Source organism: Flavobacterium johnsoniae UW101 (assembly GCF_000016645.1).
Taxonomy (GTDB): domain Bacteria; phylum Bacteroidota; class Bacteroidia; order Flavobacteriales; family Flavobacteriaceae; genus Flavobacterium; species Flavobacterium johnsoniae.
In genome coordinates, this window is the sequence record NC_009441.1 from 506,271 (window position 1) to 530,107 (window position 23,837).

The window sequence follows — 23,837 nt, forward strand, 5'->3', positions numbered from 1 at the left end:
CTATAGGTTTTTTCTTGGCTTACATGTGGATTTCGTATTTTACGCTGGTTCGGTTTTGCCGATTTTGCAGAGTTTTCAGCTTTTCCAACTCTTTTTATATGATTCTTTATCCTTTTAACGGCATCTTTCCATCTAAAAGCTTCTCCCGGAAACCGATGCCCTAGCCCCGATAGAAGCGGAAATCCTTTTTGTGGCGGGGTTCGCCACAAAAAGATTGAAGCGGATAGCGGGATTTAGCTCCTGAAAATCATAATACCATACTTATATATGTATACACAAAAAAACAAACCCGACAGGTTTCAAAAACTGTCGGGTTGAAAATATTCATATATTTTAAAATCAATCGAAGCGAATTGCTTTTACAGGAGAGATTTTTGTTATTAAATAAGAAGGAATTAATAATACGAGGAAACATACAGTTATAGTCAGCAAGTTCAACAATACTATATATGTCCAGTTTAAATATACCGGTGCCTGGTTCACATAGTAGTTTTCGGGATTAAGATGAACAATCCCAAATTGCTGCTGGATTAAGAGCAATGAAATTCCAATTAAATTCCCCCAAAACAAACCTCGAACAATTAGATAGAATGCATTGTATAAAAAAACTTTTCGAACCGTCCAGTTATCAGCTCCCAGGGCTTTTAAAATTCCTATCATTTGTGTCCGCTCTAAAATAAGAACTAACAAAGCGACAACCATATTAATTGTAGCTACTAAAATCATTATTCCAAGAATAACAACTATATTAAAATCAAAGAGCTGAAGCCAGTCAAAAATATAATTGTACTTTTCTGTTATTGTTTTTGTGTCAAGATTTGAAGGAATTTGTTCGTAAATATGATTTCCTGTTTCTTTAATTTGAGTAAAGTCTTTTACAAAAACTTCAAAAGCTCCAATTTGATCTGCATTCCATTTATTAATTCTCTGAATGTGTCGAATATCTCCTATTATATATGATGCATCAAAATCCTGAAATCCCGAACTAAAAATTCCTGCAATTTTAAATCTGCGGATATTAGGCAGTTTTCCTTGTTCTTCTTTTACAAAAAAGGTATTAAAACTGTCTCCTAGTTTTAAATTAAGCCTGTCTGCAAGAAATCTTGATATAATAACTTCTTCATTTAGTGATTTAGAAAAATCCGGCAGTCTGCCTTCTACTAAATACTCTTTTATATTGTTCCAATTGTAATCTGCTCCTACGCCTTTAAAAACAATTCCTTCAAAAGCATTTTCTGTTCTAATTATTCCTGCTTTACTAGCGATTGCCTGAATATGGCTTACCTCTGGAACAGATTTAAATTTGGGATAAAAGTCTTGTTTTTTTGAAATGGGAATTAAAGTTATTTCAGAATTGTTATTATCGTAATTCGAAATAATAATCTGACCGTTGAACGCTGAAACTTTTTCGCGTATTTTTTGCTGCAACCCAATTCCGGTTGCTACAGAAACAATCATCATAATTATACCAATTGCAATTGCGGAAATAGCAATTTTAATAATTGGTGCCGATATACTGCTTTTGTAATCCTTGACAGTGATGAGTCTTTTTGCTATAAAGTATTCTAAATTCAATTTAAGATTCTTATTATGATTTATATTTTCTGCGGTATTTCAGCTTATTCAAAAGTACATTTAAAAATGTAATATATATAATTCCAGAACAACATTACAGTTTAAACGATTAAAGCGGCAGTTTCTTTTTCATTTCTTCTACTATATTATAAGCCGCCGGACAAATGGCAACATTCTTTAAAGTCAAATCAGAAATTTGATGAAATTTTTTGCGGTCTGTATGCGGAAACTCGCGACAGGCTTTTGGTCTTACATCATAAATCATACAATAATTCTCGCTGTCTAAAAAAGTGCATGGAACACTTTTTAAAACATAATCCTTATCTTCATCAATACGAAGATATTGTTCAATAAACTGCTGTGGTTTTTGCCTGAAAGATTTCGAAATTCTTTCAATATCTGCCAAAGTAAATAAGGGCCCAGTTGTTTTACAGCAATTGGCGCATTGTAAACAATCCGTTTTTTTAAATTCTGCATCATGCAGGTCCTGCATAACATAATCTAAATTCTTTGGCTGTTTCTTTTTCAGCTTATCAAAATACTTTTTGTTTTCGATATGCTTATCTTTGGCTAACTTATTTAAGTTATTTAAAATTTGTTTCAAGTTTACTATTTAAAGTTGAGCTGCAAAATTAAACAACTTTAAACTTGAAACCTTAAACTTTGAACTAAATTACGATGAAAGATCTTTTTGGGAAAGCAATGTATGATTTCCAAACTAATAATTCTCCAGAAGATATTATTACCGAAACTTCAATTTCTGAAGAAGATGAAATGAGTGTCGAATATTTATTCCGCTCATATGATGAAATGCCAAAAATCGAACAAAAAGCTCTACAATTAGCCACAGGGAAAATTTTAGACGTTGGCTGCGGTGCCGGAAGCCATAGTTTATCATTGCAAAACGACCGTAATTTAGATGTTGTTTCAATTGATATTTCTGAAAAAGCAATTGAAACCTGCAGGCTTCGTGGTTTAAAAAATACTCAGGTTCAAAATGTATTAGATTTTGAAGGCGAAAAATTTGACACGATTCTTTTATTAATGAACGGAACTGGAATTTTTGGGAAATTAGAAAACTGTAACAAGTATTTATCAAAATTGAAATCGCTTCTAAATCCAAGCGGACAGATTTTAATTGACAGCTCTGATATTATCTATATGTTTGATGAAGATGAAGACGGCGGAAAATGGATTCCATCAGAAACAGAATATTATGGAGAACTTACTTTTACCATATCTTATAAAGGTGAAAAAGAAGAAACTTTTGACTGGTTATACCTCGATTATAATACACTTCAAAATGCGGCCATAGCAAATGGATTGAAATGTGAGCTTATTATGGAAGGTGAACATTATGATTATCTGGCTAAACTTTCAATTTAACACAAATTAAAATCATGGAAAATCTAGATTTAGAAAAATTAAAATATCCAATAGGAAAGTTTAATGCTCCTAATGAATATTCGTCTGAATATATTTCAGATAAAATCAGAGAAATAGCGGCTCTTCCTGAAAAATTAAGAAATGAGACATTTGATCTAAACGAGGAACAATTAGATACTCCATATCGTCCTGATGGCTGGACAGTACGTCAAGTAATTCATCATTGCGCCGAAAGCCATATGAATTGTTACATTAGATTAAAATGGGCTTTAACCGAAAATAATCCGATTATAAAACCTTATGATGAAAAATTGTGGTCTGAAATGCCTGATAGTTTATCGATGCCAATTGCTCCAACATTGAGTTTACTGGAAGGATTACATTTTAGATTATCTTATATAATGAAAAATCTATCAGAAAATGATCTTGAAAAATCATTTATTCATCCTGAAAATAATTCCGAATACCGAATCAAACAAATTATCGGTATGTATGCGTGGCACGGAAATCATCATTTAGCACACATCACCAATTTAAAAAAACACAAAAACTGGAAATAACCTAAAATGTTTCTTTTTTATACAATGTATATTTTTTACATAAAAAAAACTCTCCAAGACATGGAGAGTTTTTTTATATGATTTAAGGAATGTTTAGATATTTATGAGTTTGAAGAGAAACTCTCCATTTAGGATTATTCATAACATAATCTACAATCAGCGGCGTCATTTCTTCTTTTTTACTCCATTCCGGCTGAAGGAATAAAATAGCATTATCATTTACCAGCTCTGCTTGTTCTTCGGCAAAAATAAAATCATGCTTATTATAGATAATCACTTTTAATTCATGCGCATTAGCGTAGACATCAGGTGTTGGAAGTTTATTTTTCTTTGGTGAAAGACAAATCCAGTCCCAGGTTCCAGATAATGGATAAGCCCCGGAGGTTTCAATATGAACTTTTAAGTTTTTATCTTTTAACTGCTGTGTTAACAAAGTCATATCCCATGTAAGCGGTTCCCCACCGGTAACTACAACTGTATTAGCATAACTTGAAGCATTATTTACAATTATATCGATATTAGTCGGCGGGTGCAGTTCTGCATTCCAGCTTTCTTTCACATCACACCAATGACACCCCACATCGCAGCCTCCAATTCTAATGAAGTAAGCAGCAGTTCCGGTATGAAAACCTTCACCCTGAATGGTATAAAATTCCTCCATCAAAGGCAGCATCGCTCCTTTATTTACTTCTAATTGTATTTCTTTTGGTAACATTATTTTAATTTAATGTGCAAAGATAGTCAATTAAATACGTAACAAAAAAACCGATAGTTCAAAGAGAACTATCGGTTTCATATAAATGAGTTTAAAACTATATTATTTTAAAGCTTTCACAGATTGAGAAGCGTAAGCATTTGTTGGATCTAAAACTAAAGTTTTATTAAAATATTCAATTGCTTTAGCTTTATCAGTATTTGCATAACTAGCACCAATACTATTGTATGCTTCAACTATTTTCTTAACTGTAGCTGGTTTTGCTAATTCTTCAGCACCTTTAGCTGTAATGTTAGCAACGTACGTTTCGTAGTTTTTAACAATCTGGTCTTCTTTCTCTAATAAGTTACCTATTCGTCCTTTGTAAAGGTAAGCTTCATCATAAGAAGGAGAAGCTACTAAAACTCTGTCGAAAGCAGCATCTGCTTTAGCTAAATCAGCTGCTACTTCTGGCGTAGTCGCTTTTTTATCTAAATTGGCATAATAAAGAGAGATACCGTAGTAAACATTATCAGTCAAATAGTTTTTTGATTCTGAATTAGACGAACTTAATTCATAAATAGCCGCCGCTTGTGCCCATTGCTTTTTACCGAATAATTCTTTACCATAATCTCCAAGTTCTTCAACTACTAATGGCTCTAATTCAACAGCTTTTTTAATATTAGCAATACCTGCATCAAATGAAGCCTGATCTACTGCTCCTTCAGCATTAGTTCCTTTTTTGATTTTAGCAAGTCCTAAATACATATAATCACTTCCGATCACTTTGTTAGAAGGATTTTTGATATAATCTTCAAGAGATTTAATAGCTACATCAACATTTCCGTTTTCGTAAGCAGCATATCCTAAATATCTGAAAATTCTAGGATTTACTTTATCTTCAGCAATCATTTTGTTTGCTACAGTTTCTAAGCTTTTGTAATCTTTAACCAAGATTAAGAAATCTGCGTGACGCATTTTAGAATCTAAAGAATAATCTGTTAAGCTCAAGTATTTTTCGTAGTTTGTAATTGCATTTTGCAAGTTAACTTTAGCTGTAGAAGGTTTGTTTCTTCCCCATTTGTAGTATGTTTCAGCTAATTCTCTGTAAACTGGACCATAACTAGCGTTTAAGGCAATTACTTCATTGAAAGCTTTAATAGCTTCATCATACGATTTTGCTCCTTTTAATAAAACTCCTAATTGCATTTTTGCTCTTAAAAGTGTAGGATCTGCAGTGAAAGCATCACGGTAAGATTTGTAAGCTTCGTTTTGATTGTTAGCTCCGTAATATGCATCTCCAATAGCTAAAAGCGCTGTTGCATTTTGAGGATCAATTGCCAATGCTTTCTTTAAACTTGCAATCGCATTGTTATAATCAGGATGCACTGAGTTCATGTAAGCTTTTCCAATGTAAATGAATTCATCTACATCTTTACGCTTTATGTCTTTTGTAGCCAAAGCAAAATTAGCCTGAGCTCCAGCAACATTTTTATTATCTAGATCTAACTGGCCTAAACCAATGTAGTTTAAGTTTTTCTTGTCAGATGCTTCTATTCCATTTAAAAAATAAATCTTAGCAGAATCAACAACGCTTTGATTTAAATATACGTTTCCTAAAACAAAATTAGCTTCTCCATCAGATGGTTTTGCTTTGATGATTGATTTAAGCAACGACTTTGCTTTTTGAAATTGCTCAGCATCAATTGCCTTTTTAGCTTCTTTGATATCCTGCGCTTTTGCAACAGAGGCTGTAGCAACTAAGGCAAGACTAAAAATTTTAAATTTATTCATCTTTATTGTAATTAATTTATTCGTTATCTTTTAAAAGTTTGTTTCTAATTTGAAGTTTTCTTCCAGGCGTTCTTACTGGCAGCAACCCCGATTTCAAAACTATTCTCTGTCCAATGTCTCCGGCTATGAATGAACCAAATCCCATTCCTAAGCCATTATACCCTTGGCAATTTATAATAAACAAATCACGTGCCAAAGGATATTTTACTTCGGCAAGGTCATTTTGTGTAGGACTATAGTATTTATCATCATTAAGTCCTTTTACACTTAAAACATTAATTTTCTTCACAACATCAACCATATTAGGGGACGGCTGTGACAACCAATTAACTCCAACAACACCAATCATTCCGTTATTTTCTGAAACAAATTTAATTACTTCATCATTTGTCTTGAAAGAGAAAACATTTTCTGTTGGAAGATCTTTAACTTTCGCCAGTTCTTTCATATATCGAACTGTACTAGAGTTTGGATTATCAAACACAAGACCTTTAATTCCTGTATCTTTTTTACCCTGTATGAAATCAATTACCGTTTTCAACGCAATTAATGTATCATTATTGCTTTTGTTTGAAATAAAAGCAATCGCATCTTTTGCAAAAGGAGTAACGCGGGGTTTTATTTTACTTTTTTCAAATCTTGCGATTTCTTCTGTAGTCAAATCCCTTGCTGTAACAACCACTTTAGCTTTCTGATTCAATAAATCATTTATTAACTCTGCTTCAGATTTTGGTATAACTGTAATTTTTGCACTATAATAAGTTCCTTCAAAAACAGCAACCTGATCATCAACGATTGGTTTAACAGTTTCGTCAACTGTAACATCTAATGCCCCTTTTAAAATGGTTTCTTTATTAGATTCACTCTTACTTTTTTGGTTGCACATGGCAAACAAAAAAACAAAAATAACCAAACCTAAAAACTTACTATATTTTAGCATAATTATTCTTTTGCATTAATTAATCTTAAAAAACGTATTGCCGAATAAACGATTAGCAATCCGCCAAAGGCATATCTGTATTTAGGTTCCATATCTAAGGGAAGTTTTTCCCAAAACATAATCATTAAACCCAGCACAAGATATATTAAAAAAAACAGTATTCCTAAAACAAGAAGAAATCGCTCTTTGAGCGATTTCTTCTGAATATTATTAAGCATATCTTTTAACATTATTCTGCAGATTGAATAGTAATAGGTAAAGAGTAAAGTACTCTCACTTTTTTACCATTTTGCTCGCCGGGAGTCCATTTTGGACATTTTTTAAGAACACGAATTGCTTCTGCTCCTGTACCGTAACCGATATCCCTTAAAACTTTAATGTCGGTTAATGAACCGTCTTTTTCAACTACAAAAGTAACGTAAACTTTACCTTTAAGACCTTCTTCTTCTGGAGTTTTATAGTTGTTTCCTACGAATTTGTAGAATTTATCCATCCCTCCAGGGAAATCAGGTTTTACTTCGATACCAGCTGTGTTATATACACTGTTATCTTCTTCTACTACCTGAGAAACTGGTCCTTTACCTACTGGCTCATCTACAGTTAAAACTGCATCTGGATCTCCTTTGATAGTTTCAGAACCTACTTTCTTATCTTTAAGTTCCTCAATTTTTGGAGGATCTTCGGTAACTTCGTTTGCTTTAGCAACAACCGGTTTTACGAACTTCACCTGATCCACTTTTGGTGGTGGCGGCGGTGGTGGCGGTTGATTAGGTTTAATTTCCTCTTTTGGTTTAGGAGGTAATTTTACCGTTGCAATCTTAATATCTGTATTTGTATCTTCTTCAGTAGAATCTGGCAAATAACTCGCAATAAGAGGAGCAGCAATAGCAAAGCTAAAAAAGATAGAACCTAAGATAAGTGCTTTTACCGTAGTTTTACCGTTTGATTTTCTCAGCTCGTATGCTCCATATATCTTATTACGTCCTTCGAATACGATATCAAGCCACTGATTTTTTATAATATCTAATTTCATTTTTCTTGATTATTAGGATGTTAAAACAAGATAGTCTTATTTTTTATCTATCAATTTAGTCTCCTCTGGTGTAAATTCAGGAACAATTGCATAAGTATCTACTCCAGTAATTGCCATTTCATCCAGCATATCAACTAAATTACGGTAAGTTGATTTTTTTGTTGGCTTAATAATAACAATAATTCCGTTTTTAGGTTTCCCTAAACCAGCAGAGTATTCCAAAACAGATTTTTTTCTTTTAAGCAATTCTCTACGGATACCATCTTTACCGTATGAGATATCTTTTGGTCCTGCAATAGGAGACTCCAATAATCCCATATAATAAGTCAGTTTATTATTTTCACCTAACATCACTGTCATAGTACGATTCTCATCAACCTTAACAGGTTTTTCATCGTTTTTAGGATCTTTATCTGGCAATGACAAATCCATCGATTGAGGTTTTGACAACGATGTGGTTAGCATAAAGAATGTGATCAATAAGAATGCCAAATCCACCATAGCCGTTAAATCGACTTTAGAACTTTGCTTTTTGCTTCTTACCTTGCCACCTTTTCCGCCACCACCGTCGCCGGTATTTAATTCAGCCATTTAGTGTATCTTTTTTTAATTAAAAATCTTTTCCTCTCATTCCTGTAACTAGGTTAAAGGAATTGATTTTTTGATCTTGTAAAATATCCATAATCTTTTTGATTTGTGGATATTGTTCTTTAGCATCTCCTTTTATTGCAATCTGCAATTCTTTATCATCAAGGTCGATTGTAGCTCTTCTTGAAACTAAAAGCCACTCTTTTAATTGATTATCTAAAGAATCGATTGGAATTCCAGGTTGTTCTGCTTTAGTTCTATCAGCCGCTTTCATGTCGATGATTTGCTTTAAACTTGTAATTGGCACACCGAAGTCATCCATTAAAGCAAATTTTTCTTTATCCTGTTCTGAAAAAGTTACACCGAATTTTGCTCCCATCCCTTCAAGAGTTTTTTTACGAATCTCTCTTCCTTTGATATCAAAAAACACTTTACTTTTCCCGTCTTTTCCTTGACCTATTGTAATAATTGCCAAATCAGAATCTGGTAATTTACTTTGAACAGTAGAAGAAGGCATATCTACAGGAAGTGCCTCAGGCACCTTAGCAGTAGCGGTCAAGATAAAGAACGTAAGCAAAAGGAACGCAACATCACACATCGCAGTCATATCTGTCGACGTTGACTTCTTTTTCATTTTTATTTTAGCCATTATCTTTTATTTTTTATTTTGATATAATTATTTCTAATTATTTATCAAAAATTAATTATTGTCTTAAACTTCCTCTGAATCTTCTGTAAGTATTCACGATTGTAGTACCAGCCTCATCGATAGAGTAAGTTAAATCGTCAATTTTAGCAGTAAAGAAGTTGTAAGAGATGATCGCTAATACAGATGTAGAGATACCTGTTGCAGTGTTGATAAGTGCCTCAGAGATACCTGTTGCAAGAGCAGCCTGATCTGGAGTACCAGCAGAAGCTAACGCACCAAACGCTTTAATCATACCAGATACAGTTCCTAATAATCCTCCTAATGTACCTAAAGATACTAAAGTAGAGATGATAGTCATGTTTTTCTCTAACATTGGCATTTCTAATGAAGTTGCCTCTTCAATTTCTTTGTGGATTACTTCTGAAGCTTCTTCACTGTTGAATCCTTCTTTTTTAACGTCTTGGTATTTAATTAAAGCAGATTTAATTGCGTTTGCAACTGAACCTTGTTGTTTGTCACATGCAGCGATAGCAGCTTCGATGTTTCCTTCTTTAATACTTCCTTGAACGCTTGTCATAAATTTGTCTAGGTTAGCTTTTCCAGCAGCTTTGCTGATAACTGTAAATCTTTCAATAGAAAAAACAACAACCATTAAAAACATACCCAATAATGCAGGTACAATGAATCCTCCTTTGTATACCATTCCTAAAGTGTTGATTGGGTGACCAGTTTCTGGATTTCCTCCCTCGAAGTTAGCAGGAGAACCCATCACGAATTTCCAAATTACAATCCCAACTAAGATACACGCTACAATAATGATCCCTGTAATCATTCCTCCCCCATTTGAAGTGCTCTCTTTTTTAACTTTAACGTTTGCCATTTTTTTAAATTTTAATAGTTTTAAATAATTTTTATTTTTTAGTTATATTTAACTTGTAGGGTAGCAAATTTATACGTTTAGTTTAAATAAAAAAACTTTTTTTAATTTTATTGAAGGAAATTTAACGTCAATTTAAAAAATATCTCATTAATTTGCCGTCATCATTTTTGTGATAAAACAAAAATCAAGGCGAATAATAAAAAATTTACAACGTTTTAGTAAATATTCAAACAATCCTTTGAAATGTTCTTAAAAAGCTGCGAAATTATTTTTTATGTATTTTTCAATCAAAAAAAGCATTTTCCTACTAAAAAAAACACGTCAAATTTGTTAAAAATACAAGCAAAACTCTTATAATCATCTAAATTACAAATAAAACATGAATAAAAAGGACAATTTCATTCAAGACATTAATAATGGATATTCTGCCAAAGGCGACTCTATAACGCTTGGCGGTGCAATTTTAGATGGAGAAGCTGTAGCTGAAGCACATGTAAAAATACCTCTAAAAACATTAAATCGTCATGGTCTTATAGCGGGCGCGACCGGAACTGGAAAAACCAAAACAATTCAGGTTTTTTCTGAACAGTTGTCGAATGCAGGAATTCCTGTTTTAATGATGGATATAAAAGGTGATTTCAGCGGTATTGCAAAAGAAGGAAAAGAAGAAGGTTTTATTACAGAACGCCACGCCAAAATAAACCTTCCTTATAGTGTATCTGCATTTCCGGTTGAATTAATGTCATTATCCAAACAAAACGGAGTTCGCCTGCGAGCGACGGTTTCTGAGTTTGGTCCGGTTTTATTTTCAAGAATTTTAGATTTAAACGATACTCAGGCAGGAGTCGTTGCTGTTATTTTTAAATATTGTGACGATAAGCAGATGCCTTTATTAGATTTAAAAGACATCAAAAAAGTCATTAATTATATTACTGAAGAAGGGAAAGAAGAAATTGCGGCTAGTTATGGCAAAATATCAACTGCCACTACGGGAACAATTCTAAGAAAGATTATTGAATTAGAACAACAGGGCGGTGATTTGTTTTTTGGCGAATTGTCTTTTGAAACCGATGATTTAATGAGAATCGACGAGAATGGTAAAGGTTATGTAAATATCATCCGCTTGACGGATATTCAGGACAAACCAAAATTGTTCTCAACTTTTATGTTAAGTCTTTTAGCAGAGATTTATCAAAAAATGCCTGAAAAGGGTGATGCTGAACAGCCGGAATTGGTAATCTTTATAGATGAAGCACATTTAATATTTAATGAAGCCAGTAAAGTACTATTGGAACAAATTGAAACGATTGTAAAATTAATTCGTTCGAAAGGTGTTGGTATTTATTTTGTAACTCAAAATCCAATGGATGTACCGAGCGGTGTTTTGGCTCAATTAGGATTAAAGATTCAGCATGCACTTAGAGCTTTTACTGCAAATGACAGACAGGCAATTAAAAAAACAGCTGACAATTACCCAACTTCTCAATATTATAAAACAGATGAACTGCTTACCAGTTTAGGAATTGGAGAAGCATTAGTTACAGCACTAAACGAAAAAGGAATTCCTACCCCGCTTGTTGCTACGATGATGCGTGCGCCGCAAAGTCGAATGGATATTTTAACTCCTTCAGAAATCGATGAAATAAACAACAAATCGAAGCTGGTAAAAAAATATGTTGAAGAAATTGACCGAGAAAGTGCTTTTGAAATCCTAAATAAAAAAATAGCTGATGCTAATGAAGCGGCTGCGCAAAGAGAAGAACAAGCGCCGGCAAAATCTTCAAAAGCTGGACCAAGTACTACAGAAGTCGTTACCAAATCTGTTTTAAAAGTTGTAACAAGCGCTACCTTTATAAGAGGCGTTTTTGGGGTTTTAACGAAAATCTTTAAAAAATAAAAACATCAAGAATCAATTACAATATCAATGTCAATTTAAAATTGATTTTTGATATTGTAATTGACATTGATTTATTTTTGAAGTAACTCCAGAATTTTATTTTCAACTTCTGGTGTGTTCCAGATGTTTTCTATGTTATCCAGTTTTAAAACTTCTTCCATAATTCCGTTTTGGAAATCCCCAATCGCCAAAGCTTCGGCATATGGGCGGTCGCTAAAGGTAACACGACTGTAAAGCGGAATCCATTTATCTGGATGTTTATCTGAGAATACTTTTTCAATTTTCTTTTGCAGCAAGAATTTTTCATCTGCCGTTTTGGTACTCATTTCCATGAAATTTCTATATGAAAGTTCGGCAATGGCATCAGCGTTTGGTTTGCGTGAAATTTGATATTCTGTGAAGATTTTTTTCCAGTCGTCTCCAAATTTCTCAATCATTTCGTTTAAAACCGTAATATCTTCAAAACCTGCATTCATTCCCTGGCCGTAAAACGGAACAATAGCATGACAGGCATCTCCAATCAAGGCAATTTTATCTTCATAAGTCCACGGAAAACATTTCATGGTTACCAAAGTACTCGTTGGATTTTTAAAGAAATCATTTGCCAGTTCTGGAATTACTTCAATCGAATCCGGGAAGTTTTTCTCAAAGAAATCCTCTACCATTTTACGATCGGTAAGTGATTCAAAAGAATTTTCACCCTCAAAAGGCATAAATAAAGTACAAGTAAAACTTCCGTCAAGATTAGGAAGTGCAATTAACATGTACTCGCCTCTCGGCCAAATATGGAAAGAGTTTTTGTCTAATTTATGTGTTCTATCTGCATTTGCGGGGATATTCAATTCTTTATATCCCATATTTAAAAATTCCTGAGAATAATTAAACATGCTTTGGCGCTGCATTCTGTGGCGGATTCTCGAAAAAGCTCCATCGGCTCCAAAAACCATATCGTATTTTCGTTCTTCCCACTCGCCTCTTTCGCTTTCGCCAATGTGCAGAGTTGCATCACTAAGGGTTACATCCCATATTTTTTGCTCAAAATAAAATTCGGCTCCGGCATTTTCGGCTAAATCAATCATTTTGCGATTTAGTGTTCCTCTGGAAATAGAATAAATCGACTCGCCTTCCTGTCCGTAATTCTGAAAATTAAGTTTATCGACCAAATGAATGGCGCGTTTATCCATAGGAATTGCAATTTCCCGAACTGCATCTCCAACACCAACGCCATCGAGAGCCTTCCAGCCTCGGTTTGACATTGCCAGATTAATAGAACGGCCTGAAAAATTTATTTTTCGAATATCAGGACTGCGATCATAAACATGAACGGTGTGACCTGCTTTTTTAAGATAAATTGCCAGCAGCGATCCTACAAGACCAGAACCAACGACAGCAATTTTTAGTGAAGTTTGCATCAAGGAAAATCTAATATATAAGATCGTAAAAATAAGTAATAATTATAGATAAGCTTTAAAATAAGTAAATTATTTACTCCTGGCTGTTCACAACCGTTTTCAAATTTGTTAGGATTCACAGTTAATTTACAAATATAACAAAATGTTATTTTATTTGATTTATTTAAGGATTTTAAACAATTAATTTCGCTTTAGGTTTTACCTTAATATATACATCAAAATTATGAACAGCGAAATCTTACAATCCGAAATCATTATAGAAAACGAAAGAGCACTATTAATCCCTTTTGAAAATGAAAGAAACATTGAACTTAAGGATATTATTTTTGATGATGAAATCTGGAAATATATGGGAATGTATGTTCGAAACGATCAGGATTTCGAAAATTATATTCAAAATACGCTGCAGCAAAAAGCAAACGGAATTTGTTATCCATTTCTTATTATTGATAAAGCTGTAAACCGAGTTGCCGGAAGCACACGTTATGGATATTTAAATCATGCAAGCCAAAAATGTGAAATTGGCTGGACTTGGTACGGAAAAGATTTTCAGGGAACTGGTTTAAACAAAGCCTGTAAATATGAGTTATTAAATTTTGGTTTTGAAAACATTCAATTTAAAAGAATACAATTCAGTGCTGATCTTGAAAACTTAAGATCACAACGTGCCATTGAGAACTTGGGCGCTTTAAAAGAAGGTTTATTTAGAAACAATTATGTTGATTCTGAAGGAAACAGCAAAGACGATGTTTATTGTAGTATTATTCTGGAAGAATGGCAGAATACAAAACGAGATTATTTTGGGGAATTTATTTAAATATATGGTAATAGAAAAAATCTTATTTTAGTCTAGATTTAAGATTTTAAAATACCATATATACAAAACATAAAATGAACCTATACTTAGAACATTACGTAACTCAAAAAACTGAAAGGTTCATCAATAAAATATGGTGTCTGGATAACAGCATCGGCGAAAGCCTGATCGAAAATAAACTCGTTTTACCTAACGGCTGTTTCAATCTAGCGATTGTAACTGGAAAAGCGATAGAAGTTCATACGAGTAAAAACAAATATGAAATGAACGAAGGTGTTTATTTTTGTTCACAAATGACCAATAAAGTTTTGGTTAATATTGAGCCGAAAACCAAAGTCACTATAATTCAGTTTCATACCTGGACACTTTCGATGTTTCCAAAATACGATTTAAGCAATTTTACAGATTCAATTATCAAAATTAATCCTGAAGAACTGCCTTTTAATCTTCAAATTGATTCAGACATTGAACGTTTATTACAAACAATAAATGTTTATTTTGAAGAATTATCAGATTTACATTCAGAGAAAAACACAATCGAAAAAATCTGTGAGATCATTAAAAATCAAGAAGAAATTTCGGTTGCAGACATCAGCAAGAATTTAAAATTATCCCAAAGACTGCTTCAAATTAAATTTAAAACAGCAACCGGATTGACAATTAAAAAATACATTCAGATTTTAAAATTCAGAAAAGCGGTCGATCAAATGGTGAATGCTGATTTAGAAAAGCTAAAATTAACCGATGTTGCGCTTTACAATAAATACTTTGATCAGTCGCATTTTATAAAAAAATTCAAAGATGTGATGAAAACTACACCGAAAACATTCGATCCTGATTCGTATTTTCTCTCACTTAAAAGATAAGATTTCGCATTTGTACAATTTTGTAAATTTTGATTGGATTACTTTTGCACGATCATCAATCATCAATCATTTACAAATGAAAATCAATCCATCTTTTTTTCAACTAAAAGTTTTTTTAGTTGGAATTTTATTTTTTCAAATCCAATCCGGATTTTCTCAGGAAGCTAAAAACTCGTCTTTGTACAAAACTATTATGTCAAAAGACAGCCTTCTTTTTGATATTGGCTTCAATACCTGCGATATAAAGCAATTTGAAAATCTTTACACTAAAGATTTTGAATTTTATCACGACAAAGACAGTGTCTCTGACAAAGCAAGATTCTTAAAAACATTGAAAAACGGAATCTGTTCTCCGACAAGAAAGTACAATTATCGCAGAGAATTAATTGACGGAAGCACCGAAATTTATCCGTTGTATAAAAATGGTATTTTATACGGCGCGATCCAAATGGGAACGCATCGTTTTTATGAAAGTACTGCTGATAATACGGAACAGCCCGGAAGTTTTGCCAAATTCACGCATCTTTGGCTGTTAAAAAATAAAGACTGGAAACTGGCTCGGTCATTAAGCTACAACCACGAAATAACAAGTTCTACGGCAGGAAAATCAAATCTTTTTGATAACGATCAGGAAACTGAGAAATGGCTAAAAGAAAACAATGTTCCGGCTTTAGGAATTGGAATTATCGCAGATGGAAAACTGAAACAGGTAAAGGTTTTTGGTGAACTTAAAAAAGGTGTTTCTGCTCCATACAATACGATTTGGAATGTTGCTTCACTGACAAAACCTGTAACTGCCATAACGGTTTTAAAACTGGTAAGTGCCGGAAAATGGGATTTAGACGAACCACTTTATAAATACTGGATCGATCCGGATATTGCAAAAGATCCGTATTTAAAACTACTGACTACCAGAATTGTTTTGAGCCATCAAACGGGTTTTCCAAATTGGAGATCTTTTAACGATTCTAAGAAATTAGATTTCAAATTTAAACCGGGAACGCAATACCAATATTCTGGTGAAGGTTATGAATATCTGCGAAAAGCATTAGAGAAAAAATTCCATAAAACGTTAGACCAGTTGGCTTCAGAATTAATTTTTGAACCTTTAAAAATGAACGATTCTCAATTGATATGGAATGATAAAATCGATCTTTCGAGATATGCAGATGGTTTCGACAATAAAGGAAATCCTTATGAGCCGACAAAAAACAAAACAGTAAACGCTGCCGATGATTTATTAACGACTGTTGAAGATTACAGCAAATTTTTGTGCAGTGTTTTAAACGGTGACAACTTAAGTAAAAAAGTTTTTGACGACATGAAATCTCATCAGGTCTCAACTAAAAAAAATAAATATTTTGGTTTAGGCTTTGAAATTTATGATTTAGGAAATGAGAATTATGCTTTATCTCACGGCGGTGCAGATAAAGGTGTACAGACTATTTTTGTTTTACTTCCAAAAACCAAACAAGGTCTTGTAATATTTACCAACGTGGATGACGGTTATAAAGTTTACGAAAATATCGTAGTGCATTATCTGGGAGAAAATGGACAAAAGATAGTTGATATTGAAACAAAGTAACAAGCAGCAAACCTTAAAAAACACAGCTATGTCAAATATGATTAACATACTCGTTCTTTTTATGTTGTTCTTAAAAAGAGAAACAATAGCGCAGACTAATAGTGAAGTTCTAAAACTGAACCTTTTAAAATCTGAAATCATCAAAATGGACAGCCTGCTTTTTGATGTAGCCTTTAATCAATGTGATGCAGGCGCTTTTAAAAAAATAATAGCCGATGATGTTGAGTTTTATGACGATCGTTCGGGATTAAATATATCGAAGGCAAATGAAATAAAATCACTAGAAGCAAAATGTGCAAGACCAGAAAAACTAACCAGAAAATTAAACTCCTGCGTAATTGATAAGTTAGGAGATTTTGGCGCAGTACAAGTGGGTGAACATACTTTTTATAGTAATGGCATACCAGAAGGAACGGGAAAATTTATTCATATCTGGGAAAGAAAAGAAAATGAATGGAAATTAAAACGAATTGTTAGTTACGAGCATAGACCTTATAAAAAGTAGCTTTGGTTTATGCTCAAATTCGTCTTGATTGAAAATAAAATGAAAAAAAATGAATATTGGTGAAACCAAAAACCAAATCAATCGTCTAACTTTTTAACAGCATAGATTTAATTCAGAATAAAAAATCGTAATTTCGATTCAACTTACTGAATATCTATCAATTACAAAGTTTCAATCATCAATCAAGAAAACGAATCATTCATTAATTTAACCATAATCATTCATCATGAAACAATCAATCAAACCAATTGCACTCTGCTTAATGCTTTTTCTTTTTACTGCAGGTATTTTTGCCCAAAACAAAGCGCAGCAAATTGAACAGCTTTTAGCCAAATATAACGAATACGGACAATTTAATGGTTCTGCCTTGGTAGCAGAAAATGGAAAAGTAATCTTAAAAAAAGGTTTTGGTCTGGCAAATATGGAATGGAATATTCCCAACCAGCCCGATACAAAATTTAGATTAGGTTCTATCAGTAAACAATTTACTGCGCTTTTAATTGTAAAACTTGCAGAAGAGGGAAAGCTTAAACTTGATGTTCCTATTACAACTTATTTACCGGATTATCCAAAAGAAAACGGCGATAAAATAACGATTCATAATCTGCTGACTCATACTTCAGGAATTCCGAATTATACAAGTGCTCCAAACTTTTTAAGAGACAAAGCAAAAAATCCGTATACGCCTGCTGATTTTGTAAAAACGTTTGACAAACTTCCTCTTGAATTCAAACCTGGCGAAAAATTTAATTACAGCAATTCAGGTTACTTTTTACTTGGGTATATTATCGAAAAAATAACGGGTAAAACGTACGAACAATATTTACAGGAAACTATTCTTACTCCTTTAAAAATGGTTAATTCCGGCTACGATCACAGCGATGTAATTTTAAAAAACAGAGCTGCGGGTTATGAAAAAGAAGGGAAAAATTTTAGTAACGCATCATACATCGATATGAGTATTCCGTATGCGGCAGGTTCTTTATACTCTACCGTAGAAGATTTATATATTTGGGATCAGGCGCTTTATACCAATAAACTGCTTTCAGAAAAATCAATGGAATCTTTATTTAAGCCTTACATAAAATCATGGGGAGAAGAATCTTATGGCTATGGATGGTCTGTTAAAGAAATTAATATTGGAGAAAAAAGCAAAATTAAAGTAATCGAACATGGCGGCGGTATTAACGGATTCAACACGATCATTTCGCGTATTCCTGCTGATAAAATTTTAGTGGTTTTATTAAACAATACCGGCGGAACAGTCTTAGGCGAGATGAACAACGCAATCCGCAATATTCTATACAGTCAGCCTTTTAATCAGCCTAAAAAATCATTAGCACTTGATTTATTAGACGTTTTTGATACAAAAGGAACTGCAGCGGGCTTAGATACTTATAAAAAATTGAAAAACGATCCAACGTATGCTATTAAAGAAGGCGATATGAACCGAGTTGGATATCAATTACTGCAAACAGGAAAAAAGAAAGAAGCTATCGAAGTTTTTAAAATCAACGTAGAAGCTTTTCCAAAATCCGGAAATGTATACGATAGTTTAGGCGAAGCTTATTTAGCCGACGGCGATAAAAAACTAGCTATTGCAAACTACTCTAAATCTGTTGAATTGGATCCTACAAACGAAGGCGGTAAAAAAGTATTAGAAGAACTTTCAAAAAGCAAAACAAAGTAAACTAAATATACTTTATAAAAATGAACTCGGCAGAAACAGCCTTAAAGCTGTTTCTGCCGAGTTTTTTGTTACAATTTCTAACATTCAAATTTGATAATTTATTTTTAAAAATACTATTTTAGCCGTACCCAAAAAAACAATTTAACCTATGAAAAATTCTAAAAAGTACAGCTTCCTGGCTGTATTATTCTGCTTGCTCATTTCTTCTAAAAGCGTATCGCAAACTAATTATACTGATGTTGCAATGCCTTCACAGCAAAACAAAATTATTATAGACAAAATTGTTGAAGCTGTACATTATAAAACTTATGTAATTGATTTCTGTTTATCTAAAATAAATGAAGCGTCTGCTAAAGAAGGCTGGAATGAGCAAAAATCTATGGAAATTATCCAAAGTGTTAATTATAAAAATTTTAAAGATGCCATCTACAATAGCTTTGTCGTATTTGATGAAGTAGAACTGGAAACTTTATTAAACGCCTACGAAAAAGACCCTGCCTACCAAACCATCAATGTAATGACTAACAATAAAGTACTTATCAATAATCTGAAGATTTTTGCAAGTGATATTGTTAAAGGGAAATATGTTTCTAAATAAGGTTCTAAGGGGCTAAGATGCTAAGGTTCTGAGTTAGGTTCAAAGGAACAAAGGAACAAAGGGACAAAGGTTTCATTTTTAGTTACTAATAATCTTTGTCAAAGTTTAAAACTTTGACAAAGATTATTAGTAAAGAACTTGAAATTTTAAACCTTAAACTACATTTTTGGTTTCAAAACAAGTTTCGTGGACGTTTTTATAATTTCATCTTTATTCAATTTCATTTTTCTGAATTTCCCGGTGTTGTACATTTCTGCCTGATCGCTGTAATGTTTACTGAACGGATTTCCAGATTGTCCGGTTGGCAGAATACTCCAGCTGTTTTCAACATCAGAGAAATCGACAATTCTTCTGGTTGATGGTCCGCCTTTTACATAATACTTTCCTTCATTGGTAAAACCAAAAAACAAATTATTGATTACTTCATTTGAACCTGGCGAAGCAAAAGGTCCAACGTTAAATAAGCCGCGAAGTGCTGCGACTTTTCCTAACGGATGTTCGTGTTCTACGGTATGAACTTCGCCCCATTTCCAATCGGCAATTGTGTTTCCTAATTGTTTTTGAAGATCTGAAACTGCTTCGTGAAATGATTTTGAAACTATATCTTTTCTGGTTTCTTTTACATTTTTTGTTTTGATATTATCCCACCAAACCGAATTTTCATTTTTAATCTGGTTAGCGACAACTTGTTTTCCAACAGAAACGCCTAAAAACATATTAAAGTTATCCTCTCCCATCTCGTCTTCAAAAGTATTTTTTAAATACAAATAAACCCATTTATTGTAAATCGTTGGCGCGACATCTTCAAGATTATTTGTTCCTTTCCATGATTTTAAAACATTCACCGCTTCTTTTTCTGATGCAGAAAGAGCATTAAGATCAATGTTTAAAATTAAGTTCTGAACCGTCTCAACTGAAACATCAGATGTATTATCATAAATCATTTTGCTGAACGCTTCTTTATCCCAATCAGATTTTGCATCCATCAATCCAGAAATTCTTTTCGCTCGATCTTCCGGCAGATAATATCCCGGATATAAAAAACCATCAATCGCCTCAGGCTGATTATTTGCAGAATATACATATCCCCATTCTGGATTTTCAGCCGATGGATTTTTAGAAAAATCCAAATATTCCTTAATATCATCCTTACCGCTGGAACCGTCTAAAATTAAATGAGTATTTACGCCTTTATCGTGTTTGTACAATTTTCCGCTTGCCCACCAGCCAACATTTCCTTTAGCATCACCATACATAACATTCAATCCCGGCGCGGCAATCAAACTAATCGATTTCTTAAACTCATCTCTATTTTTAGCATGCGAAAGCCCATAAGCAGCATCCAGAATTTGAATTGGCTGATTTGTGTATGTCCATAACATTGCAATTGGATTTTTACGATCTAATCTATCTAATAAATCATTCATAATTGGTCCATGTCGGCTTGATTTAACCGTTAGAACAACATCAGAAGTATCTTTTATTTTAATCGTTTTTTTTCTGATTTCATATTTTGCAAAACCTTCCGGCGTTTGATATTGGTTTGAATCTCCGGTTTTATTTTTTTCCTGATAAAAATCGATATCATCATTTTCAAACATCGTTAGCCCATAAGCATAATCACGATTGTGCGCCAATAACGGAAACGGAGTTCCTGCCAGATAACAACCGTATAATTCATGTTTTGGTGTTACAATATGGGCTTCATACCAAGTGGCAGGCTGAGAAAAACCAATGTGAGGATCGTTGGCAAAAATTACTTTTCCGCTTTTTGTTTTGTGCGGCCCCGCAACCCAGCTGTTGCTTCCTATAAATGGCGGAATTGGCGATTTGTCTAACAAAGCCGTAATCGATTTTGAAACAGCCGCATAATCTTCAATATTCTCTTTTGAACTTTTAATTTGAGTTGTATTAAATTCTCCTTCAATACCCAAATCTTTCAAATATTCAACACCGTATTTATTTTTGATATCGGTTAATAAAGGATCAGTTTTTTGAGCCATTGCAAAACTAAAAGACATATAACCAAAGATATTGTAAACGTCTTTTATAGTGAATTTTTCTTTTTTTACCCCAACTAAAGTGAACTCAATTGGCGTAGTTCCTTCTTCTAAATATTGATTAATTCCATCCAGATACGCTTGTGTCAATTTATAACTTTCGCTGTTTTTATCTAATTTGGCAATGGCTTTCGCCGAAGCTTCTTCGATGCCAATTCCCGCAAAAAACTTATCATTTTTAAGAGCTACAGAACCAAAGATTTCAGACAATTTTCCCGGAGCAATCCTGCGAAGCAGTTCCATCTGCCATAATCTTTCCTGCGCATGAACATATCCAAGCGCAGTCATGGCATCTTTTTCAGAGTCAGCATAAATATGAGGAACTCCATATTCGTCAAAATAAACTGTGGTTTCTTTTTCGAGATTTTTCAGCTGCAATTCGCCTTCATATTTGGGTTTCAAATGAAAAATGTAAGCAAATAAAGCAATTGCAAGAACAACTATAAGTACTAATAAAACCAGCAGAAATTTTTTAAATCTTCTCATATTTTGAAAAATAAAAACAATAAGGTTTATAAAATGATGTAACCAAAAAGAAGAATAATGTAAAAATCATTCTTTTTAAAAAGCTAAATTTATGTATTTAAAATTAATACTATAAATGTCAATATATAAAAAAATAGCAATTGGAATAATTTCTCTTTTTCTCCTTGTAATTTTTGCCAATTTCGGGCTGAATTACTGGATAAAAAAACAACTTCCAATTATTGTTCATGAGAAAAACAAAACAGCTTATAACATCAATTACGAAAAAATTGAAGTTTCACTTTTCTCTCGAAACATCTACGCACAGACATTATTAGTAAGTCCGAAGAATCAGCCGAAAGACAGTAAAAATGGACTCTTTTCTAAAATTGAATCCATAACGATCAAACATTTTAATATTTGGGATTTGGCTTTTCGCGATATTATCCAGGCCGAAAGTATTATCATCAACAAACCGCGAGTAATTTTATACAAAAAAGGCGAGAAATTAATTAACAACAGCAAAAGCATTAAAAATGAAATCTTCGAACCATTTCGCAAAATTGTTGCTGTTTCTAATATTTATTTAAACGACGGAACGGTTGATGTTGTTTCTTTAGATACCCAAAAACCCATTTTCAGCATCAAAAAAATCATTCTAAAATTAGAAGGAATTCTGCTGACCGATGCTACTTTAAAAGAAAAAATTCCACTGCAATACAAAAGTTATGCATTGGTAATTGACAGCTTGTTTTACAGACCAAGTGCTTTTTATCATATCAATATTGGTAAAATCAGCACCGAAAAGAACTTTCTAAAAATTAATAATTTCTCTAATCTTCCGCAATTTACCCGTCGAGATTTTGTTAAGCGTTTAGAAAAGGAAAAAGACATTTATACCCTGAAATTCGATTCGGCTCAAATTGCAAAAATGGATTGGGGTTTTAAAAACGATCGTTTTTTCTTTAAAGCAAATTCTCTTGTAATCAATCACTTTGATGCAAACATTTACCGAAGTAAAGTACCAAAAGACGATTTGAGCAAAAAATATCTTTATAACCATTTGCTGCGAAATATTAAATTCCCGCTTCAAATTGACACTCTTCAGGTTCTAAAATCTAAATTGGTTTATGAAGAAGAAATTGATTTCTCAAAAGGCCCTGGAGTTTTAACTTTTGACAAATTCAATTTACAGGCAACCAATCTTCGAAGCGGTTTTGGTTTGAAAAAAACCAATGATGTAAAAATCAAAGTAAAAACCATTTTCATGAAAACTTCTCCGCTTGATGTCGACTGGAGTTTTAATGTTCTGGACAAAAGCGACGGATTTCACATTCAGGGCGTAATTTCGAATTTTGATGTCAGAGCGATGGGGCAATTCAGCAAACCTTACATGAACGCCTCATTTACAGGCGTTTTTCATAAATACCGTTTTAATTTCTACGGAAATGACAATGTTTCAAAAGGAAATGCTTCATTGGATTATGACGATTTAAAAGTCAAATTATACAAAAAGAAAAATCCTGAAAAAGAAGCTAAACTCAAATCAGCAATCGCTAATTTATTGGTCAAAAATGATTCAAAAGACAAACCCAAAACCGCAGATGTCGAAATCGAGAGAATTCAGGAAAAATCATTCTACAACTTTTTATGGCGAAGTATCGCTGAGTCTTTGAAGAAGATTTTGATATAGGTTTTTTATCGCCGCGAATTACACGAATTTTCACGAATTAATTTTTAAAATCCTTTGAATAAAAATTAGTGGAAATTCGCGTAATTCGTGGCAAACAATCTTCAAAACAAATCTCCAAACCTGATAATTATCAGCTTTTAAAAAAATCCT

22 protein-coding genes are annotated in these 23,837 nt (G+C 33.0%); 10 read left to right on the top strand and 12 right to left on the bottom strand.

The window, feature by feature from the left end; translation table 11 throughout:
• Positions 1 to 339 precede the first annotated feature (339 nt).
• Together FJOH_RS02550 and FJOH_RS02555 are read right to left on the bottom strand one after the other, a co-directional pair.
• A complete protein-coding gene (locus FJOH_RS02550) occupies positions 340 to 1,575 on the bottom strand; it encodes an ABC transporter permease (RefSeq protein ID WP_044047423.1) in 1,236 nt (411 codons plus the stop codon).
• Positions 1,576 to 1,684: 109 nt separating this feature from the next.
• Complete coding sequence (locus FJOH_RS02555; protein ID WP_012022575.1) at positions 1,685 to 2,179, bottom strand: YkgJ family cysteine cluster protein; 495 nt, start codon at positions 2,177 to 2,179, stop codon at positions 1,685 to 1,687.
• A 74-nt stretch (positions 2,180 to 2,253) separates the two neighbouring features.
• On the opposite strand from FJOH_RS02555, the gene FJOH_RS02560 reads away from it, so the two are divergent.
• Positions 2,254 to 2,961: a class I SAM-dependent methyltransferase gene (locus FJOH_RS02560; RefSeq protein ID WP_012022576.1), complete on the top strand. Its 708-nt coding sequence runs from the start codon at positions 2,254 to 2,256 to the stop codon at positions 2,959 to 2,961.
• Between the two features lie 14 nt (positions 2,962 to 2,975).
• Positions 2,976 to 3,521, top strand: a complete 546-nt coding sequence (locus FJOH_RS02565) for a YfiT family bacillithiol transferase (protein WP_012022577.1) — start codon at positions 2,976 to 2,978, stop codon at positions 3,519 to 3,521.
• 82 nt (positions 3,522 to 3,603) lie between these two features.
• Here the strand turns inward: FJOH_RS02565 and FJOH_RS02570 are convergent, their stop codons facing one another.
• The 8 genes from FJOH_RS02570 to FJOH_RS02605 all read right to left on the bottom strand — a co-directional run bounded on the left by FJOH_RS02570 (position 3,604) and on the right by FJOH_RS02605 (position 10,099).
• Positions 3,604 to 4,236 carry a 7-carboxy-7-deazaguanine synthase QueE gene (locus FJOH_RS02570; RefSeq protein ID WP_012022578.1) on the bottom strand — a complete coding sequence of 211 codons (633 nt, stop codon included), beginning with the start codon at positions 4,234 to 4,236 and terminating at the stop codon, positions 3,604 to 3,606.
• Between the two features lie 102 nt (positions 4,237 to 4,338).
• The gene (locus tag FJOH_RS02575; RefSeq protein ID WP_012022579.1) at positions 4,339 to 6,009 is read right to left on the bottom strand and encodes a tetratricopeptide repeat protein; all 1,671 of its coding nucleotides are present in this window, start codon (positions 6,007 to 6,009) and stop codon (positions 4,339 to 4,341) included.
• A gap of 16 nt (positions 6,010 to 6,025) precedes the next feature.
• Positions 6,026 to 6,949, bottom strand: a complete 924-nt coding sequence (locus tag FJOH_RS02580) for a PstS family phosphate ABC transporter substrate-binding protein (protein ID WP_012022580.1) — start codon at positions 6,947 to 6,949, stop codon at positions 6,026 to 6,028.
• A 2-nt stretch (positions 6,950 to 6,951) separates the two neighbouring features.
• The gene (locus tag FJOH_RS02585; RefSeq protein WP_044047430.1) at positions 6,952 to 7,179 is read right to left on the bottom strand and encodes a hypothetical protein; all 228 of its coding nucleotides are present in this window, start codon (positions 7,177 to 7,179) and stop codon (positions 6,952 to 6,954) included.
• On the bottom strand, positions 7,179 to 7,982 hold the full coding sequence (locus FJOH_RS02590; protein WP_012022581.1) for an energy transducer TonB: 804 nt from the start codon (positions 7,980 to 7,982) through the stop codon (positions 7,179 to 7,181). Before FJOH_RS02590 ends, FJOH_RS02585 begins: the two co-directional genes overlap by 1 nt.
• Positions 7,983 to 8,018: 36 nt before the next feature.
• Positions 8,019 to 8,573: an ExbD/TolR family protein gene (locus FJOH_RS02595; RefSeq protein ID WP_012022582.1), complete on the bottom strand. Its 555-nt coding sequence runs from the start codon at positions 8,571 to 8,573 to the stop codon at positions 8,019 to 8,021.
• 19 nt (positions 8,574 to 8,592) lie between these two features.
• The gene (locus FJOH_RS02600; RefSeq protein WP_012022583.1) at positions 8,593 to 9,219 is read right to left on the bottom strand and encodes an ExbD/TolR family protein; all 627 of its coding nucleotides are present in this window, start codon (positions 9,217 to 9,219) and stop codon (positions 8,593 to 8,595) included.
• Positions 9,220 to 9,274: 55 nt separating this feature from the next.
• Positions 9,275 to 10,099: a MotA/TolQ/ExbB proton channel family protein gene (locus tag FJOH_RS02605; protein ID WP_012022584.1), complete on the bottom strand. Its 825-nt coding sequence runs from the start codon at positions 10,097 to 10,099 to the stop codon at positions 9,275 to 9,277.
• Positions 10,100 to 10,478: 379 nt separating this feature from the next.
• On the opposite strand from FJOH_RS02605, the gene FJOH_RS02610 reads away from it, so the two are divergent.
• A complete protein-coding gene (locus FJOH_RS02610) occupies positions 10,479 to 11,996 on the top strand; it encodes a helicase HerA-like domain-containing protein (RefSeq protein ID WP_012022585.1) in 1,518 nt (505 codons plus the stop codon).
• A gap of 71 nt (positions 11,997 to 12,067) precedes the next feature.
• Here the strand turns inward: FJOH_RS02610 and FJOH_RS02615 are convergent, their stop codons facing one another.
• The gene (locus tag FJOH_RS02615; protein WP_012022586.1) at positions 12,068 to 13,408 is read right to left on the bottom strand and encodes an FAD-dependent oxidoreductase; all 1,341 of its coding nucleotides are present in this window, start codon (positions 13,406 to 13,408) and stop codon (positions 12,068 to 12,070) included.
• 223 nt (positions 13,409 to 13,631) lie between these two features.
• On the opposite strand from FJOH_RS02615, the gene FJOH_RS02620 reads away from it, so the two are divergent.
• From FJOH_RS02620 to FJOH_RS02645, 6 genes are all read left to right on the top strand, one after another.
• The gene (locus FJOH_RS02620; RefSeq protein WP_012022587.1) at positions 13,632 to 14,225 is read left to right on the top strand and encodes a GNAT family N-acetyltransferase; all 594 of its coding nucleotides are present in this window, start codon (positions 13,632 to 13,634) and stop codon (positions 14,223 to 14,225) included.
• A gap of 74 nt (positions 14,226 to 14,299) precedes the next feature.
• Positions 14,300 to 15,091: a helix-turn-helix domain-containing protein gene (locus FJOH_RS02625; RefSeq protein WP_012022588.1), complete on the top strand. Its 792-nt coding sequence runs from the start codon at positions 14,300 to 14,302 to the stop codon at positions 15,089 to 15,091.
• A 76-nt stretch (positions 15,092 to 15,167) separates the two neighbouring features.
• Positions 15,168 to 16,676: a serine hydrolase gene (locus FJOH_RS02630; protein ID WP_012022589.1), complete on the top strand. Its 1,509-nt coding sequence runs from the start codon at positions 15,168 to 15,170 to the stop codon at positions 16,674 to 16,676.
• Positions 16,677 to 16,704: 28 nt separating this feature from the next.
• Positions 16,705 to 17,181, top strand: a complete 477-nt coding sequence (locus tag FJOH_RS02635) for a nuclear transport factor 2 family protein (RefSeq protein WP_012022590.1) — start codon at positions 16,705 to 16,707, stop codon at positions 17,179 to 17,181.
• A 226-nt stretch (positions 17,182 to 17,407) separates the two neighbouring features.
• Positions 17,408 to 18,871, top strand: a complete 1,464-nt coding sequence (locus FJOH_RS02640; RefSeq protein WP_012022591.1) for a serine hydrolase domain-containing protein — start codon at positions 17,408 to 17,410, stop codon at positions 18,869 to 18,871.
• 148 nt (positions 18,872 to 19,019) lie between these two features.
• Positions 19,020 to 19,469 (top strand): hypothetical protein, encoded by a 450-nt coding sequence (locus FJOH_RS02645; RefSeq protein ID WP_012022592.1) that lies wholly within the window; start codon positions 19,020 to 19,022, stop codon positions 19,467 to 19,469.
• Positions 19,470 to 19,627: 158 nt separating this feature from the next.
• On the opposite strand, the gene FJOH_RS02650 is transcribed toward FJOH_RS02645, so the two are convergent.
• Positions 19,628 to 22,015 carry a penicillin acylase family protein gene (locus FJOH_RS02650; protein ID WP_012022593.1) on the bottom strand — a complete coding sequence of 796 codons (2,388 nt, stop codon included), beginning with the start codon at positions 22,013 to 22,015 and terminating at the stop codon, positions 19,628 to 19,630.
• A 115-nt stretch (positions 22,016 to 22,130) separates the two neighbouring features.
• On the opposite strand from FJOH_RS02650, the gene FJOH_RS02655 reads away from it, so the two are divergent.
• Complete coding sequence (locus tag FJOH_RS02655; protein ID WP_012022594.1) at positions 22,131 to 23,687, top strand: hypothetical protein; 1,557 nt, start codon at positions 22,131 to 22,133, stop codon at positions 23,685 to 23,687.
• Positions 23,688 to 23,837: the final 150 nt, after the last annotated feature.